Raw genomic sequence first — 16794 nt, 5'->3', positions numbered from 1 at the left:
GTACAGTTTTAGACCTCAGCACGTAGTTCGTCCCAAACCTTTTGAACCTGTGCTTGAGTATCATCACGAGATCCACTATTGGTAATAACCCACCGAGCAATGGCGGAGCGCTGTTGATCGGTGGCTTGAGCAGAAATGCGTGCTTGGGCTTCTGCATAAGACATATTCCGATATTTGCTAAGTCGCTCTAGACGAATGGGGAGATCTGTCTGTACCGCAATGACAGCATCAAATTCTGCAGCGCGTTGAGTCTCAACCAGGAGCGGAATATCATCAATGATAATGCCCGAAAAGCTGGGGGAGTTTACCGCATCGTCAACAATCTCAGAGGCGCGAGCACGAACTTTGGGATGCACAATAGCATTGAGTTTCTTTCGCTCTGCGTCATGGGCAAAGATACGTTCCGCTAAACGAGCACGATTAAGGGTTCCGTCTGCATTGAGGACGGACTCTCCGAAGAGGTTGACTGTGCGAGCAAGGACTTCCTGCCCAGGCTCCATGAGTTCACGCGAGATCGCATCTGCATCAATAATAACGGCGCCTAGATCCCTGAACATCCGCGCGACTGTGCTTTTACCGCTTCCAATGCCGCCTGTCAGCGCGTAGCGACGGTACTGTGTAACGCCCATGAAACCCCTAGAATAGTAGTTGTGAGTACTCAAATGTTCCAAGAATCCCGTGCACAACGATACACAGTATTGCATGGAATAGAGCCCTATGAGAGTCTTCTTGAGATTAAGCGTAGCGAATTTATTGGTCATGTTAAACGCGTATACACAACAGATGAGGCACGCACTTACATAGATTCGCTTCGGAAGAGCTATCACGATGCCCGCCATGTGTGTTCGGCCTTTGTTCTTGGAGCGGACCGTGAAATTCAACGTTCATCGGACGATGGCGAACCTGCTGGTACTGCAGGAATTCCAATGCTTCAAGCTCTTTTAGCACGCCAGACACGCATTGATGAGGGCGGTACTGACCTTTCTGATCTTGTGGCCGTTGTTGTTCGTTATTTTGGGGGTATCAAACTGGGCGCTGGCGGATTGGTGCGCGCCTATACCGATGCGGTGGTGCAGACTCTCGATAACGCCCATTTTGATTCTCGGGAACGGATGCGGGTAGGCACCGTTTTAGTTTCTCTGGCTGAGGTTGGGCGAGTGGAGAATGAGATTCGGGCATCAGGAATTGAAGTATTAGGTACGGATTATCTTGTAGACGGCGCCCAGATCTCTCTAGGTGTTTTCGACCGGGAGCAGAAGAAGCGCGAGGCACAGGAACGTGTTATAGCAATAACTTCTGGTCGGAAAAATATCGTATGGGGCGATACCCGGTGGGTAGATATTCCCTGTTTTTAGCCTAGCCATATTAGATTTAGAGCATACCCTAAATTTTAAACTAGGATAGGCATAGTATCTTGGTGTTGATTGTGGTACGTTGAATACGGTGCAGCATTGTCTGCCACATACACCGCAAGTGAAAGCCGAGAATTTTCCCGTGCATTTTAACTCTGAACAGCATAGCTCCGTCACACATACGCCTAAACCCGATGTTGAACCTGCGACTGTTGAGCAGATTCTCAATGCTTATGCGCAGGGTAACCTAGATACGCTCCTGAACGTGTTGACGCAGCGGCCGCATGATTTTGCGCAACAGCTTAACCGTATTTGCCGTGCTTTTCCTTCTGAAATTGAACGTATTGCAGTCACTCTTCAAGAAGTAGGCGAAAATCTTCCTCAAGGAACCCTAGTTCGCCTCTATAATCAGTATTCCAACGCAGCTCGCGGCGTGGGGGAGAAAATCTCTCAAGATAATTCTCGTATGCTGCATATCATCCAGGCCCCTGTGATAACTCGTGCTCATGCTGCCCGTCTACTCCTAGCCCTAGAGCTCTGTTTGGCACCTAAGATGCGTGGACTAATTGTGACCATGCCGCCTCAAGATTTTTACCAGCCTATGGAAGCCGAACCCCAGCCGGTCTCATGTAATCCAGCGCTCGATGGTGCAGTTAACCCCTTTATACCCAGTCTGTGGGAAACTTTTCCGTTGGGAAACTCCAATGAAGCTGTGGCGCTGAGTGCTACAGGTATACGCGAAATTCCTGACGGGTATGAACTATCTGTTATGCTCCTCGACGATGACTACCAACGCGTGCATACCATAGAGCGGGGTGCACCAGATACATGTTTCTCATGTTTCTGGGATGAAGAAGTAGAAGATTCAGAGAACGATATTCGATGTGGGCTTGAGCTGGGATACCGTATTGAAGAATACGCTGAAATTAACGTGCACCGCGCCATGAAAATGGGAGCGCGGTATATTGTGGTGACGGCTCTTGTAGGTGAGTGCTTTCCTCAGAGCACTGATGAGGATGATACCTGTAATGCACCGTCGCAAAATGGCGCTCCACGGTTTGATTCTCGGGTTGCGCCAGATCTGCGATCTTTGATTATTACCCCGGATAAAAATATTCGCGCGGTTGCGCATCGCGGCAATTTTCACGTTCTGGATGTTCCAGGGCGCACGATCTGTGCTGTACTCGATCTTTATAAGCAACGGATTACTATGCCTGCGGTCGGCATTCCAATGAAAGCTGACGAAGACGATACGCTCGCCGCTCTCATGGGAGCGCTAAATGGCTACCTGCCCATGACAGTACGAGATTTCATGCAACTATCGGGAGCTATAGTTAAATAAGTATCAAGTTTGGATCGTGTGGGATATTGGACCCATCAATTTCTTAGATGGTGGCATGCATCTTCCTAGAGTGAAACCCTCTGATTTCTCGAATACATCAACTAGAATAGATGTATGAGTCTTGCTCCGGAGATTAAACGAGTCGTAGCCCCTTTTGAAGTTGTCAGTCCATATCAGCCAGCTGGTGATCAGCCTAAGGCTATTGTTGAGCTTACTGAGCGCGTGGAGAACGGTGAAAAAGACATCGTTCTGATGGGTGCCACCGGCACCGGTAAATCTGCTACGGCGGCATGGCTGGTCGAATCTGTGCAGCGTCCTACGCTTGTTATGGTGCAGAATAAGACTCTTGCTGCCCAGTTAGCCAATGAACTGCGTGAGCTCTTGCCCAATAACGCAGTCGAGTATTTCGTCTCATACTATGACTACTATCAGCCTGAGGCATATGTTCCGCAGACGGATACTTTTATTGAGAAAGACTCCTCGATCAATGAAGAAGTAGAACGCCTGCGGCACTCTGCTACGAATTCCCTTTTGACTCGCCGCGATGTTGTTGTGGTCTCGACTGTATCGTGTATTTACGGTTTGGGTACGCCCGAAGAATATGTGGAGCAGATGGTCACTCTTGAGCGCGGGGATGAGATAGATCGTGATGACCTGCTGCGCCAATTCGTGAATATGCAGTACGCCCGTAACGACATGGATTTTCACCGTGGAACCTTTCGGGTGAGGGGCGATACTGTCGAAATCATCCCTATGTACGAAGAGCATGCTATTCGTATTGAATTCTTCGGCGATGAGATTGAGGCTATTTATACTCTGCACCCGCTCACGGGTGAGGTTATTCGAGAGGAAGACGAGATGTATGTCTTCCCAGCGAGCCACTATGTTGCCGGTCCTGAGCGCATGGCTCGCGCTATTGCCTCTATCGAAGACGAACTCCAGGAACGTTTACAAACGCTAGAATCTCAGGGGAAGCTGCTGGAGGCACAGCGACTACGTATGCGTACCACCTATGACCTTGAGATGATGGAACAGATGGGGTTCACCAGCGGTATTGAGAACTATTCACGCCATATCGACGGTCGTTCAGCAGGTTCGGCTCCGCATTGTCTGTTAGACTATTTCCCCGATGATTTCCTGCTTATTATCGACGAGTCACACGTGACGGTACCTCAAATCGGTGCCATGTACGAGGGCGATATGTCTCGTAAACGTACGCTCGTGGAACATGGGTTCCGTCTGCCTTCTGCCATGGACAACCGCCCTCTAAAATGGGATGAATTCTTAGAGCGCATAGGGCAAACTATTTATCTTTCGGCTACTCCCGGCAAGTATGAGCTTTCGCAGGCTGATGGTTATGTTGAGCAGATTATTCGTCCAACAGGACTGGTGGACCCAGAGATTATTGTAAAGCCTACGAAGGGGCAGATTGACGACCTTCTTGAACAAATTCAAGAGCGTACTGAACGCGACGAGCGTGTTTTGGTGACGACTCTAACCAAACGTATGGCAGAAGACTTGACCGAGTATTTGGTGCAGCATGGAGTACGTGTGCAATATTTGCACTCCGATGTAGATACTCTCAAACGCGTAGAGCTGTTACGTGAGCTTCGCATGGGCACTTTTGATGTTCTGGTAGGTATTAATCTGCTTCGTGAGGGACTGGACCTTCCTGAGGTTTCACTGGTGGCTATTTTGGACGCTGATAAAGAAGGATTCTTACGTTCGACGACCTCGCTCATCCAGACGATTGGTCGTGCAGCGCGTAACGTCTCGGGGCAGGTACATATGTATGCAGATACTGTTACCGATTCAATGCGTACTGCTATTGACGAGACGAACCGTCGTCGAGAGATTCAGCAGGCGTATAACCGGGAGCACGGCATAGATCCGCAGCCTCTGAGGAAGAAAATTGCGGATATTACAGATGTTCTCGCTCGCGAAGAGGAAGACACACATGAGCTTTTGCAATTACGCAAGAGCGGTAAGAAAGGTTCTCGAACAGTTGAAGCCGGAGCGAAGACAGGGTCAAGTACTTCTTCGAAGATCGCAGCAAGTACCCCAGAGTCGGATGCTCTTCTTGCCAAAGCTCAAGACCGTGTTCGCGCCGATGGTCTCGCAGCTGAGCCTGCTGAGGATCTGTTGGAACTTATCGAACAATTGAGTGAGCAGATGCGTCTGGCTGCAGAAAACCTGCAGTTTGAGTTAGCGGCACGTTTACGTGATGAACTTACCGATCTCAAAAAAGAATTTCGGCAGATGCGAGAAGCTGGGCATGCGTAATGTCTTATTAAGAATGAAAATATAAAGGTTCAACCTTATACTTGTTGAGATATTGTGTTTTGTCCTAAAATTTAGAATATTGCTTCGATGAAGATATGCGTTATTTTCACTTCACAGATGTATAGGAATTTGCGCGTTATAATTACTTGTTAGCAGAGAAGCAATTACACTCACTCACAAGATATGCATAGGCATTCAAGGAGAAGCTTTTGCCCAGAAATAAGTCAATACCTATTAATCGACGTGCTGTGGCTAAGGGCGTCGCATGGGCTACCCCGATAGTGGTCGCTTCTACAGCGGTTCCAGCAGTTGCTGCATCCCGATGTGACCCTAAGAGCGCCCCTGGATTTCGCCAGGCGGGTTCGTGGGCCATTAAGAATCCAGACAGAGGAAAACTCAAGTCCGCTGGATCTAATCGTCCGAGCACGTTTCATGGAAAAGAATATTGGATTTCAAATACAACTGCTTTAGGTGAAGAACCCGCTACTATTAGGATTACTGCGGGGTTTGAATCAGGATCTGATGACAGCAGTATTTTAAATACTGAATGTGGTATGTATCGTGTACGTATCTATATGACGGCTATGGAAACACGAGCAGCTTCCGGAGAATACCGTGGTAATCCTAAAGTAACTATTACCCTGAGAGATCCTCGGGGAAAACTTATTAACGGAAAAACTCTTCGATATACCACTGACCCCGCTGGACAACCTGGGGGGTTTATTCCAGTTCCCTTAGGTGAAGATATACAGGCACAAGAATGGACTCTCAAAGCAATTCCTGGAGTCTATAGGTTTGAGGCTGTCTTTGACGTTCCTGCCGAGGGCCTGGAGTCTCGTCGAGTCCAGAATCGTGGTCTTGGCTTTACTGTGCCAATTTTTGAGCCAATGTAAAGTAGATTATTTTGCATAACCTTGTACATGCACAGAAAGATAATAATGTCGTAGCGCATATGCATAGATTTACACGTATACCTACACTCTGGATGTGTTCTTGTTCCATAAGGGTTTAGGTGGTCATCAAAACTTGAAAGAAGGAACAATACCTGTGCGAACCGGTGCGTCGCAGAGCTGCGATTACAGGGCAAATCGCCGCACTGTTACTAAAGGTATAGCCTGGGCTGTACCTGCAGTGCTGTCAGCAGTGACAGTACCAGCTTTTGCAGCTTCCGGCTGTGAAGATGTACCTGGACCCAGTTTTGCCCAGTTGGAGCGGTGGTCTATCTCCAATCCTGCATCCGGGGAGCTGATATCGCCTGCCTCGAATGGGATAAAAATTATTGGTGGGCAGGAATACTGGATGTCGGAAAGCACCGCAGTAGGCAATGAAAAAGCGAGTATTGTTTTGCGCACGGCGTACCGTGCTGGCTACGATTCAGAAGCTCAGCTACGACCAGGATGTCGGTATTCTTTTAAATACTCTGTAGCGGCACATGACGCAGACCATGGTAGGCGCAAAGGCAAAGGTGACGTCAAGTTGGATGTTTACCTCTATGACCCTGATGGGGTCCAGGTGCGTAATAGTGGGCATACCTATACGACAAAGCCGAGACAGAACACTAACAAACAAATCAACCTCTGTTCCTCTTGGCGGGCAGGTGTCTGCGCATGAGGTTTATGTAACTGCTCAGGAAGGGCTTTACCGTCTCGAAACTGTTATTACTGTTGCCGCAGAAGAAAAACGGCGCGATAAAGTCGTAGCCCGAGCAATCGGAATTACTTCACCCTGCTTTGAATTTGCGGGGTAGATGCTTCCTGCCTAGGAAAAACTATGAGGCAACAACGTTCCGATCGTAACGTTCGCGGGCGGCGAGAACTGCATCCATATTAGTTTCTGCCCACTGGCGTAAAGCATTCATCGGGGCAATAAGTGTATTACCAAGCGGAGTTAATGAATAATCTACACGTGGTGGCATGGAAGCCGTGACCGCGCGGGTGAGCAGGCCATCGCGCTCCATGGAGCGCAAAGTCTGGGTAAGAACTTTGGGGGATAACCCTTCGATATGATCCTTAATCTCCCCAAAACGAGCACTTGGCTGATCGGCAAGAACAGCAACAATCATAGGAGTCCAGCGGTCCGTAAGATGTCGCAATACAGTACGTGAAGGACACGCGCTAGCCAGAATATTGGCGGGGGCTCCATTATGTGATGTCAGAGTTGCAGCCATAACTACTTTCCAGTCCAAAAATTGAGAAAGTTTCTATAATTACCTTGAGGTATCTGGTTACTAAAGGATACTATTGTCTCGGAAGCCCGGCAAGCTGGGGGAGTACAAGACAAAAATCCGAGCTATTGGCGTGCTTGGAAACAGGAAAGGATATACAGATGAACATCGCGGTTATTGGGGCAACCGGCATGGTCGGGGAGCGCACTGTGGCAGAGGCAGTTGCGCGCGGGCATCAGGTCGATGCATACAGCCGTTCTGGCAATGCTGTACCCGGTGCAGAAAGCAAAACTGTTGATCTAGCTAACACCGACGAACTTGTCTCAATCGTTAACGGTCACGACGTTACCATTATTGCTGTTTCTGCCGGTCGCGGTACTTCTGCAGATCCGGTTATCAACGCCCATAAAGCGCTAATTGCAGCCAAGCCTGCTGGCCGTCTACTGATTGTAGGTGGTGCCGGTTCCCTCATGGACGAAAATGGTGTGCGTCTCGTTGATACCGCTGGGTTCCCCGAGGCGTACAAAAATGAAGCCAAAGCTTTCTGTCAGATCCTTGAAGAATACCGAGCATCCGACGGGCTAGCTTGGACGTTGCTTTCCCCCGCACCTCTTATCCGTCCCGGTGAGCGCACCGGAAAATACAATGTATCGCTTGATACTCCTGCTGGTACTGAGATTAGTGCTGAGGATTTTGCTGTTGCTCTGCTTGACGAAGCGGAAACCCCGAAACATCCTGGTGTTCGTTTTACCGTTGCTCACTAAAATGTAGGGTTGGAAATACTAAAATCCGGTACAGCTTCTTAAGAAGCTGTACCGGATTTTAGTATTCACAAAGAATTTACTGATTATGGACCTCGGCTAGCATATTCTTCAAATGGCCCAAAATAGTGAGTGGATCGGAACCAAAACCATCATGATGATGAGTTTTTGAGGTCCACACCTGAGTATTACCCACCCAGCGGGCTGTCTCCATTGAGTTCTCAAAATCCACATAAATATCTGGGTTGTAAGCTGCAGCAACTACCGGAACCTCATTCCGATGCAACTGTTCATGATCGTAGAGTCGGCCCCAGTCTTTCTTCTCCGCAAGAATCTGCGCAACATCTGCCAGAGGGCGCAGCGCAGGATCTTCTTCGTAGTACCACGGGAAAATATGCTCGCCCGTGAAGAATAGAGTATCGGCTTCAGGAGAAAACTCGGGGCGCTGTGCAGCTACCCGTGCCGCTGCCCAATTAGTGGGGGCGGGCGAAGGTGAGAGCTCATAACCCGCAATGCCCGGCAAGGTACCGTCAGCGGGACCATCTGCATAGATAGTCTCATGCATAAGGGCATAGAGAGGATTTGCCAGGAAAGAAACTTCGCTGCTCATAGATGAGAGGAACTGATCTGAGAGGCGATCGTCTCCTTCAGCGAAAGCAGTTTCTAAGAAGTAGTGCAGACCGCGCTCGCGCCAGCGCCCACCTAAATAGTGACCAGCCATCTGAAAACGGTGGTCGGTCAGGCGCTCACCCGTGGGAAGGTACTCTTCGTGGGTGCGCAGATGTTCTGCGATGCGAGTAGCGAGAGCTGCATCCTCGGGGAACCACTCATAGTATTCCTTGTTGCGCTCAGCCATACGATCGAAGGTATGCTGGTACACGTTGTCTACTGTGGTGCGAATTGGTGCCAAACCCGCAGTAATCCTCGAATCACGCAGTGATTGTGGGGCGAAGGACAGGTAAGACAGAGTCAAGAATCCGCCGAAGGACTGACCGATGGTTGACCACCGCTTGTCCTTACGGCTGGCGAGTAAGACCTCGCGTATAGCTTCCGCATCTGCGATGATAGAGTCTGCTCGGAAAAGCTCAACATATTCGGCCTGAATCTGGGGGTCACCTACCGCTGTAATGTTGCGTGCGGATAGGGGAGAAGACATACCGGTACCACGCTGATCCAGCAGGATAACGCGGTGAGTTTTAGCCAGCTCGGCTATCCACCCACCGATGGAACCGGTCTTAGGGGAACCAAACCCAGGACCGCCCTGTAGATAGACGATATAGGGACGCTTCTCGACGGGAAGAGTCAGAGTCTCGCTTGTATTGATGACTTCACGAGCAAAAATTTTGATGCTTTGATCTGCAAAACGTGAAGATAGCGCGGCATCACGCCCTTTGGAAAAAATCAGGCCGTGAGTGAGCGGAACCTGAAACCAATGGTCGATAATTTCGTATCCATCATGCTTGACGATAGCGCCTTGGCGGTATTCAACTTGAGGAAGTGCAGAAATGGTCAACAGTGAACCTTCTTTCATACCTATAAACTCATTTGTATATAGTCTATCGCGCCCCACCTCTCAAGGCAGAGCGCGATAATTTTATCGTAAAGCAAGAAGTCAGATTCGCTTACATGTGCGTACTTAATGCGTTAGGAAAGCTTGCACAGCGAAGACTCAGCGGTTCCATTAACACGACGACCTGGGGAACCCGGGGTCGTGCCTGAAGAAATATTAGAGTTATAGACTTGCGAGCTATCTACATATGAACCGCCTGCGCCGCCGCCTTGAGCAGAGACCTGATACGACCTTCTACAGCTACTGGTAATAGAAAATGTCATATCCTTCTTATCTACCGTCACTGTACATGTACGTGACGTACCATCGAATGAGGTATTTGCAAAGACTTGTTCTTAGCCGCCATATTCACATTCCACTGATGATGCGTGAGCTGGGAATGGTAGTGCTTGCTGTCACGAGGCGGACATGCCATGCCGACCCCTGTACAAGAAGTTCGACGAGATAAGAAGGGGATTTTGCTTTCATAGGATTAAGGTAAGGCATTAAGAAGCTGATATAAAGATTTGCAAAGTGCAGTAAGGAGGACGGAACAATCAACGTATAAGGTGTAGATTCCTAGTTACACGTATTATAGGGAAAGAAATACGGTGCGAAATACGTACAAGTATTTCGCACCGTACTTTATTTACTTGGTCTTCTTGTCTGCTGTGAAATTACGGCATACAACAGCGGTTGCCGCGCCATTCACACGCATACCGGGCTTACCAATGTTGCTACCAATAGTTATATTGGAGTCATAGACGCGAGAGGTATCGACGTAGGACCCTCCACCGCCACCTGCGCCGGAGAACGCCGCTGAGCCAACTGGTGACCAGTATCCCCCCTCGATGTAGTTCCCATCAACCCAACCTGTGACAGAGGCGTAGGATTGATCCGCGCCATAACCGGCAGCAGTAGTCACTGACGCGCTACCGCCGCCGCCGTATCCACCGCCGCCGGTTGAGCCGTGGAGAATGGAACACTGGTTCAGATCACTTGTGCGGTACCAGGTAATAGCCATACCGATACCAACCACGCCTGCACCGCCTTGACCTCCATTATTTCCTTGGGAATTTTTTGTGAGGGTAGCATCGGCACCTGCGTTACCGGCAACGTTTTGGCTGAATAAGTAGCGCTCTTGTGAACCCTCAAAGGAAATAGCGCTGTTGCTCTTCGGATCAGACAAAGAACCTGCAGGTGCACCTGCTCCGCCCTGCCCATTACCGCCGCCAAGACCACCGTTCATGTTGAGGGCAGGTCCTGGGAAGAACAAGTAGGTTTCTTGGTAGCTGCCGCCGCGTTCACCCACACGTCCGCCAGAACCGCCGCTTGCCATATCGCCTGTATTGAATTTGAGACCTTTAAAGCTTTCAGGCTGCGGACCGTAAAACTCCTTATTCCAAGAAGTACGCGAAATCTGGCGAGCCCCTGCACCGCCGCCGCCGCCAGCAATAGCAATAGGAGTACCATTCAAGAGAATTGCTGATGCACCGCCGCCAGTAGGACCATATAGCTCGTTTATTAGGCTCTTGCTAGAATGCTCCTTGTAGCGCTTTGTGTACTCATTTTCATCCATGATCGCTTCACTATGAGAGCCACCGTCAGCCCAGCCTTTACCCGGTGTAGACGGGGTATTATTATATGGGCCTCCGCCGCCAGCAATGATGAAGGTTACCTCATCGGTTGGGTTAAGATCGAGGGTTCCGGTAACAAGAGCACCAGAACCACCGTGGCCATCGCGGGCATTGCCTTGATAAGTACCACCAGCTCCACCCAAAAGGGTGAAGGTCATGACTTCAATATTGCCAGCGGTGAAGGTGTGGGTTACAGAATCACCGTTTGTCGTAGTGTTAGTGGGTACATCCAGAGTAATATCCGGGGTGCACAGTGATGATGCGAAAGCTGGTACTGAAGCGCTTGCTACGACTATAGGAGTAGCCCACGCAGCACCTTTCACAACATTGCGGCGAGATACGGAGTTCTTCATTGCATCCTTCCAATGTTTGATGTATGAGTGATATGAAAATCTTAGCGCTATTTTTGACGCACTATCGAATGATGGCATTATCGCCAATGTTATTAGTAGGCGATAGGTGTCATTTCCTTGGTATCTCTGTAGATTTATCAGTCAGAACGTTAAACCTCTGATATGAAGCGACTCTACGGAGACAAGAAAATTCTAAATCATTTTTATGTGACGGTGCCTTTCGGGGATGGATATAGTGCGATTACTTGAAGCGCATAGATTATTTAAGAATTATAGAGTATTTTCTCCGTGAAATGTATTTCCGAAGTTGGGAATATTATAAAATTCACTATTTTACGTCAATATTGATGTGATATTTATAAATCCCTCAACCTCTCACGGAGTGATTTCGAGTAAAAACATTAAAATGTGTCATGTAATGATTGAGGGAATATGATGAAATACATAAGAGGAGATTTTGGGTGTAGGGGTAGCTAGAAATAATTTATTGGTAAAGTTATTTTTGATAAAATTTAAGGGTTGCGATACACGTATGAAGTTGGATTCGAAATAGTATTGATGTCAACTTTTTACTTACTTGAGGTATATGGGATAAGGCTTTGCATGGTCGAATATCTACCCATGCAAAGCCTTATCTCTAGAGAGCACCGTAACGCGTAAGCATCATCATGTGCTACTCGGCGTTGTATTTACTTACTCACCTTTATTGTCTTTATTATCCGAGTTTTCTTTCTTGGGGTCCTCGTTGTTGGGGAGGCGGCACCAAGAAAGTTCTGCTACTGCGTTAATACGGCTCAAAGCAGTAGCCGGACGGGTGGCCAGATCCGGTAGGATCTGCCCTTCAAGGAGAGCATCGTCATGGGTTAGGTATGAACCGCCCGCACCCGCGCCGCCAGACACAGCGGCAGCACCAACAGGAGCCCAGCCGCCTCGGTCGTATTTAACCCAGCGCTGATCAGAAGCATAAGCACTTGCGGTTGTTACGGAGCCAGAACCGCCCCCGCCGTAACCCCCGCCACCGGTTGAGGAATGCACAATCGCGCCCTGGTGCAGATATTTGTGGGTAAACTGACGGTTATCGACAAAGGCTCGACCAACTACGCTGCCACCGCCTGTGCCGCCGTTATTGCCGAGGCTATTTCCGTCAAGGGTAGCGTCTTCACCCGATTTGCCAGCTACATCCTCATAAAATACGTCGTTTTCATCGTTAGTGGCAAAAATAATGGAAGCATTGGAATCCATATTGCGCAGACCACCTGTCGTTGCGCCAGCGCCGCCTTTGCCATTTTCTCCCGCAAAACCACCGTTTGCTCTTATGCTGGGACCGGGGAAGAACTTGTAGATCTCAGAGAATGAGCTGCCATTTGCGCCGTTTCCAGCACCGCCGCTGCCGCCTTGGGCAGCTTCGGTTGTTTCAAGAACGAGAGGGAGAAACTCTTTGGGTTGGGGGCCGGACTGCATATCGTTCCATACGGTGTAGGAGTAGAACCTAGTTCCCGCTCCGCCACCTCCACCGGCGACAGCAATGAGTTTGTCATTGAGGAATACCGCAGATGCGCCACCGCCTGTAGGGCCGTAGTATTCCTCGGCAGTGTTGGGGCCTTCAAAGAATTTGACGGTGCGTGCGTCGGTCGTTTTGTAGGATGGCCCGTGTGAACCGCCATTAGCCCAGCCTTTACCTGGTTCCGTTGGCTTATCGCGGTTATAGGCGCCGCCCCCAGCAAGAACAAACTTGAGAACGTCATTCTCCTTGACCGCAAGAGTCCCAGTAATGAGTGCGCCTCGGCCGCCGGAACCATGCATTGCAAGACCACGGTAAGAGCCGCCCACACCGCCAGTAATGCGGAAAGTAACGGTTTCAACACCAGCAGGAATGGTGAAAGCTTCTAGGGTAGATGACCCATCATTAGTGAGGTTCTGGTTAACCGGGACAGAAATGTCGGGAACGCATTTTTCGCGGGAGGATGCGTACACAGGGACAGCGGAGCTGGCGATAACAATGGGGGTTGCCCATGTGGTGCCCTGAATAACACGACGTCTAGAAATTGAGCTTGCCACGTATGATAATCCTAAATGTCTGAGATGTAGTGATAACTGTCTTTCCCTGTTTGCCTATCAGAGCAAATTCCGGGATGCGTTACTGAGCACAACAGACACAAAGAATTACATAGGCGAGCCTTAATATGTAATCAACAGTATATTTCAGGTACAAGTATATACTTGACAGAATATATGCTGATATTAAGGTTAGATTCTTGTTATCTGTGTGTTTTGAATCGTAACTGTATCTATAGTTTACGTGGTTGAAGGTTGTAGTGGTCGGAAGTGTAGAGAGATTTTGGTAGTGCACTTCCATAAAATTTGTTTCAGATCACAAAAAATTTAGGATTTATAGAAGTTTTTGTGATGTAAGATACTAAATATTCTAAAAATCTAGGAATTTTGGCGGAAGTTTGTGATTTGTAACATACTTATTCTAAATAAAGAAACTATTCTTAATATTTGGAAAATGAGCGTGTTCGATAAACGCGGTATGTGGACTATGAAATGTTTAAACAATGCATTGAAAGTACGCAGCTGATCGCACATATTTTAGAATTCACCCACACTTAGGATCTTCAGAACTGGGTAACCAGCATCATCGGAGGCAGCAAGATTTACCTCCGCCCGAATACCCCAGTCGAAGTTGTCCTCAGGATCAGCAAAGGTCTGCTGTACTTTCCATACGCCAGGATGTTCCCGCACATCATCGTCAATCTGAACGAGCTTAGGGGAGCGAGCCTCAGCATCCGTATAGATATCGTCGTAGGCATCAAAATAGTCATCCATCGCATCTGCCCAAGCGTCAGCATCCCATCCTGAAACCTCATCTAGTTCCCCAAGTATGTTCTCTCGCTCATCGGCGAAAAGCTCCACACGGCGGAAGAGAGCATTGCGTACCATCACCCGGAACGCGCGTACATTCTTCGTGACGGCTGGGGGAGTATCATCCTCAATCTCGGCGGCGGCACGATCAGCTGCCAAAGATGCAGCATCCTCGCCAGCAGCAAGTTTCTCCCACTCGTCCACCAGCGATGAGTCAGTTTGGCGCACTAGTTCACCCAGCCACTCGATAACCTCCGCAAGATCATCGTTGACGGCCGACTCGGGTACCGTTTGCCGCAGCGCCTTATACGCATCCGAAAGGTAACGCAACAGTACGCCCTCACCACGTTCTAACGCATAGTACTGCACAAAGTCATTGAAGCCCATAGCGCGCTCGTACATATCACGCACCACAGATTTTGGATGCGGCTCAAAGCGTGCCACCCAGGGTGCCGACTGCTGATACGTAGTGTATGCCTGCTCGATTAACTCAGTGAGAGGCTGAGGGTAGGTTACCTGATCGAGCTCATACATACGCTCGTTATACTCCACACCGTCTGCCTTCAGCTGCGCTGAAAGCTCGTTCTTAGCCTTACGCTCCTGTGCATATAGCACCAGGTGAGGCGGCTCCAAAGTTGCCTCAATCAGCGAAAGAACATCTAAAGCATAGTTGGGAGAATCAGGATCCAAGAGTTCAATGGCTGCCACCGCGAACGCCGAAAGCGGCTGATTTAAAGCAAAGTTATCCTGTAAATCCTCGGTAAGCCGCAGGTATGAGCCGTGCTCATCCGGGGTATCTGTGCGCTCAATAACCCCGCCGGTCAGTAGTTCCTTATAGATACTGACTGCTTTACGCAAAAGTTCCCGGCGACGTTGCGGCGGCTCATGATTCACCTGAAGAATGCGATAGGCTGCGACCACCGGGTTCTGCGGGCGTTGCATCAGGTTCAAAAGCATTGAGTGGGTAATATCGAACGAAGAGGTCAGCGGCTCAGGCTCTGCCGCGACCAGTTGATCGAAGGTCTTCTCTGACCAACCCACAAAACCTTCCGGCGCTTTCTTGCGTTTAGACGACAGTGACTGATTAATCTTCTTTGTATCGTCACCGAACTTCGCCTGTGCTTTGGCCAATAGGCGCGCATTTTCTATATCGTGTTCGGGCGCCTGCACCACTACGGTACCAGCGGTATCAAAACCAGCTCGACCGGCACGTCCCGCGATTTGGTGAAATTCACGTGCGCGCAGACGGCGATTCTTCGACCCATCAAACTTCGACAGGGCCGTGATAAGTACGGTGCGAATAGGCACGTTAATGCCTACGCCCAAGGTATCGGTACCGCAAATCACCTTTAACAACCCAGCCTGCGCAAGCCTCTCCACAAGGCGACGATATTTAGGGAGCATTCCCGCATGGTGAATACCGATACCAGCCCGCACCAGTTTATTCAGCGCCTTGCCGAAACCCGGACCGAACCTGAACTTCGCAATAAGCTGCGCGATCCGCTCTTTCTCTTCCTTCGAAGCAATAGCTACTGGCAGCAGCGCGTTTGCCTGTTCCAGGGCGGCCTTCTGTGAGAAATGAACAATATAGACAGGGGCTTGCTTAGTCTGCACAAGCTCCTGAACCGTTTCCTGAATGGGGTCGGTTGAGTAGTAGAAATGAAGCGGAATTGGACGTTCACTACTGGCAACCAGCACGCTTTCGCGGCCGGTGAGCGTCGTCATCTCTTCCTGGAAGCGCGTGGTGTCGCCTAGGGTCGCGCTCATGAGCAAGAATTGCGCCTGCGGAAGCTCTAAAAGCGGCAGCTGCCATGCCCAGCCGCGTTGCGGATCGGAGTAGAAATGGAACTCATCCATAATAACCTGGCAGACATCCGCAGTCTTACCCTCGCGCAGAGTAATATTCGCCAGGATTTCGGCGGTACAACAGATAATGGGGGCATCCGCGTTAATAGCCGAATCCCCGGTAATCATACCGACATTTTCGGCACCAAAAATCTCGATAAGATCAAAGAACTTCTCGGAAACAAGCGCTTTAATGGGTGCGGTGTAGTAGGAACGCTGCCCAGTTGCCAAACCGGTAAAATGCGCCGCCACCGCCACTGTAGATTTACCAGAACCGGTGGGGGTAGCCAGCACCACATTATGCCCCGCCGCAATTTCCAAGACAGCTTCATCTTGAGCCGGGTAAAGCGTCATGCCTCGGCTGGAGATCCACCCGGTGAACGCCTCATAGATTTCATCCGGGGTGAGTGGATTGCCGGTGTAGTCGCGCCGGTTGTAATCTCCGGGATTCTCCGCGAGTTTGGGGGAAAGGTATTCAAGAATGCTCATGGTGCTTCAATTTTACCGAGTCTAGAGGCAGAGAATTAGCAGAATCCGTCAAAATCAGCGATGCGCACAATATTGGGTGACTATTGCGTTGCGCAAGATATACACGCCGCAGGAAACTTAGGTTATGGTCATTTTTTACGCTAGCAGAAACCCC

The 16794-nt window shown here is 49.5% G+C and carries 12 protein-coding genes; 6 read left to right on the top strand and 6 right to left on the bottom strand.

What is annotated here, in order from left to right; translation table 11 throughout:
* Window positions 1-8: 8 nt before the first annotated feature.
* Window positions 9-629, bottom strand: a complete 621-nt coding sequence (coaE, locus tag HMPREF2554_RS07170; protein WP_244864704.1) for a dephospho-CoA kinase — start codon at window positions 627-629, stop codon at window positions 9-11.
* 33 nt (window positions 630-662) lie between these two features.
* Between coaE and HMPREF2554_RS11785 the strand changes: the two genes are divergently transcribed.
* The 5 genes from HMPREF2554_RS11785 to HMPREF2554_RS11430 all read left to right on the top strand — a co-directional run bounded on the left by HMPREF2554_RS11785 (window position 663) and on the right by HMPREF2554_RS11430 (window position 6724).
* Entirely contained in the window at window positions 663-1355 is a 693-nt protein-coding gene (locus tag HMPREF2554_RS11785; protein ID WP_115333568.1) for an IMPACT family protein, read from the top strand.
* Window positions 1356-1494: 139 nt separating this feature from the next.
* On the top strand, window positions 1495-2694 hold the full coding sequence (locus HMPREF2554_RS07160) for a hypothetical protein (RefSeq protein ID WP_244864706.1): 1200 nt from the start codon (window positions 1495-1497) through the stop codon (window positions 2692-2694).
* A 114-nt stretch (window positions 2695-2808) separates the two neighbouring features.
* Entirely contained in the window at window positions 2809-4977 is a 2169-nt protein-coding gene (gene uvrB, locus HMPREF2554_RS07155) for an excinuclease ABC subunit UvrB (RefSeq protein ID WP_013398987.1), read from the top strand.
* Between the two features lie 209 nt (window positions 4978-5186).
* Window positions 5187-5870 carry a transcriptional initiation protein Tat gene (locus tag HMPREF2554_RS11265; protein ID WP_080556877.1) on the top strand — a complete coding sequence of 228 codons (684 nt, stop codon included), beginning with the start codon at window positions 5187-5189 and terminating at the stop codon, window positions 5868-5870.
* A 539-nt stretch (window positions 5871-6409) separates the two neighbouring features.
* On the top strand, window positions 6410-6724 hold the full coding sequence (locus HMPREF2554_RS11430) for a hypothetical protein (protein WP_141744372.1): 315 nt from the start codon (window positions 6410-6412) through the stop codon (window positions 6722-6724).
* Window positions 6725-6745: 21 nt separating this feature from the next.
* Here the strand turns inward: HMPREF2554_RS11430 and HMPREF2554_RS07150 are convergent, their stop codons facing one another.
* Window positions 6746-7144: a winged helix-turn-helix transcriptional regulator gene (locus HMPREF2554_RS07150; RefSeq protein WP_041321764.1), complete on the bottom strand. Its 399-nt coding sequence runs from the start codon at window positions 7142-7144 to the stop codon at window positions 6746-6748.
* Between the two features lie 158 nt (window positions 7145-7302).
* On the opposite strand from HMPREF2554_RS07150, the gene HMPREF2554_RS07145 reads away from it, so the two are divergent.
* Window positions 7303-7905 carry an NAD(P)-dependent oxidoreductase gene (locus HMPREF2554_RS07145; RefSeq protein WP_013398991.1) on the top strand — a complete coding sequence of 201 codons (603 nt, stop codon included), beginning with the start codon at window positions 7303-7305 and terminating at the stop codon, window positions 7903-7905.
* Between the two features lie 76 nt (window positions 7906-7981).
* On the opposite strand, the gene HMPREF2554_RS07140 is transcribed toward HMPREF2554_RS07145, so the two are convergent.
* From HMPREF2554_RS07140 to HMPREF2554_RS07125, 4 genes are all read right to left on the bottom strand, one after another.
* Entirely contained in the window at window positions 7982-9433 is a 1452-nt protein-coding gene (locus HMPREF2554_RS07140; protein ID WP_013398992.1) for an alpha/beta fold hydrolase, read from the bottom strand.
* A gap of 667 nt (window positions 9434-10100) precedes the next feature.
* A complete protein-coding gene (locus HMPREF2554_RS07135) occupies window positions 10101-11441 on the bottom strand; it encodes a hypothetical protein (protein WP_041321766.1) in 1341 nt (446 codons plus the stop codon).
* 693 nt (window positions 11442-12134) lie between these two features.
* Window positions 12135-13499, bottom strand: a complete 1365-nt coding sequence (locus HMPREF2554_RS07130; protein WP_041321768.1) for a hypothetical protein — start codon at window positions 13497-13499, stop codon at window positions 12135-12137.
* Window positions 13500-14033: 534 nt separating this feature from the next.
* The gene (locus HMPREF2554_RS07125; protein ID WP_013398997.1) at window positions 14034-16640 is read right to left on the bottom strand and encodes a DEAD/DEAH box helicase; all 2607 of its coding nucleotides are present in this window, start codon (window positions 16638-16640) and stop codon (window positions 14034-14036) included.
* Between the last annotated feature and the right edge of the window lie 154 nt (window positions 16641-16794).

Origin of the sequence: Rothia sp. HMSC071F11 (assembly GCF_001809115.1) — a bacterium.
GTDB classification, from domain to species: domain Bacteria; phylum Actinomycetota; class Actinomycetes; order Actinomycetales; family Micrococcaceae; genus Rothia; species Rothia dentocariosa.
This window is presented reverse-complemented; position numbering and strand designations above follow the sequence as displayed.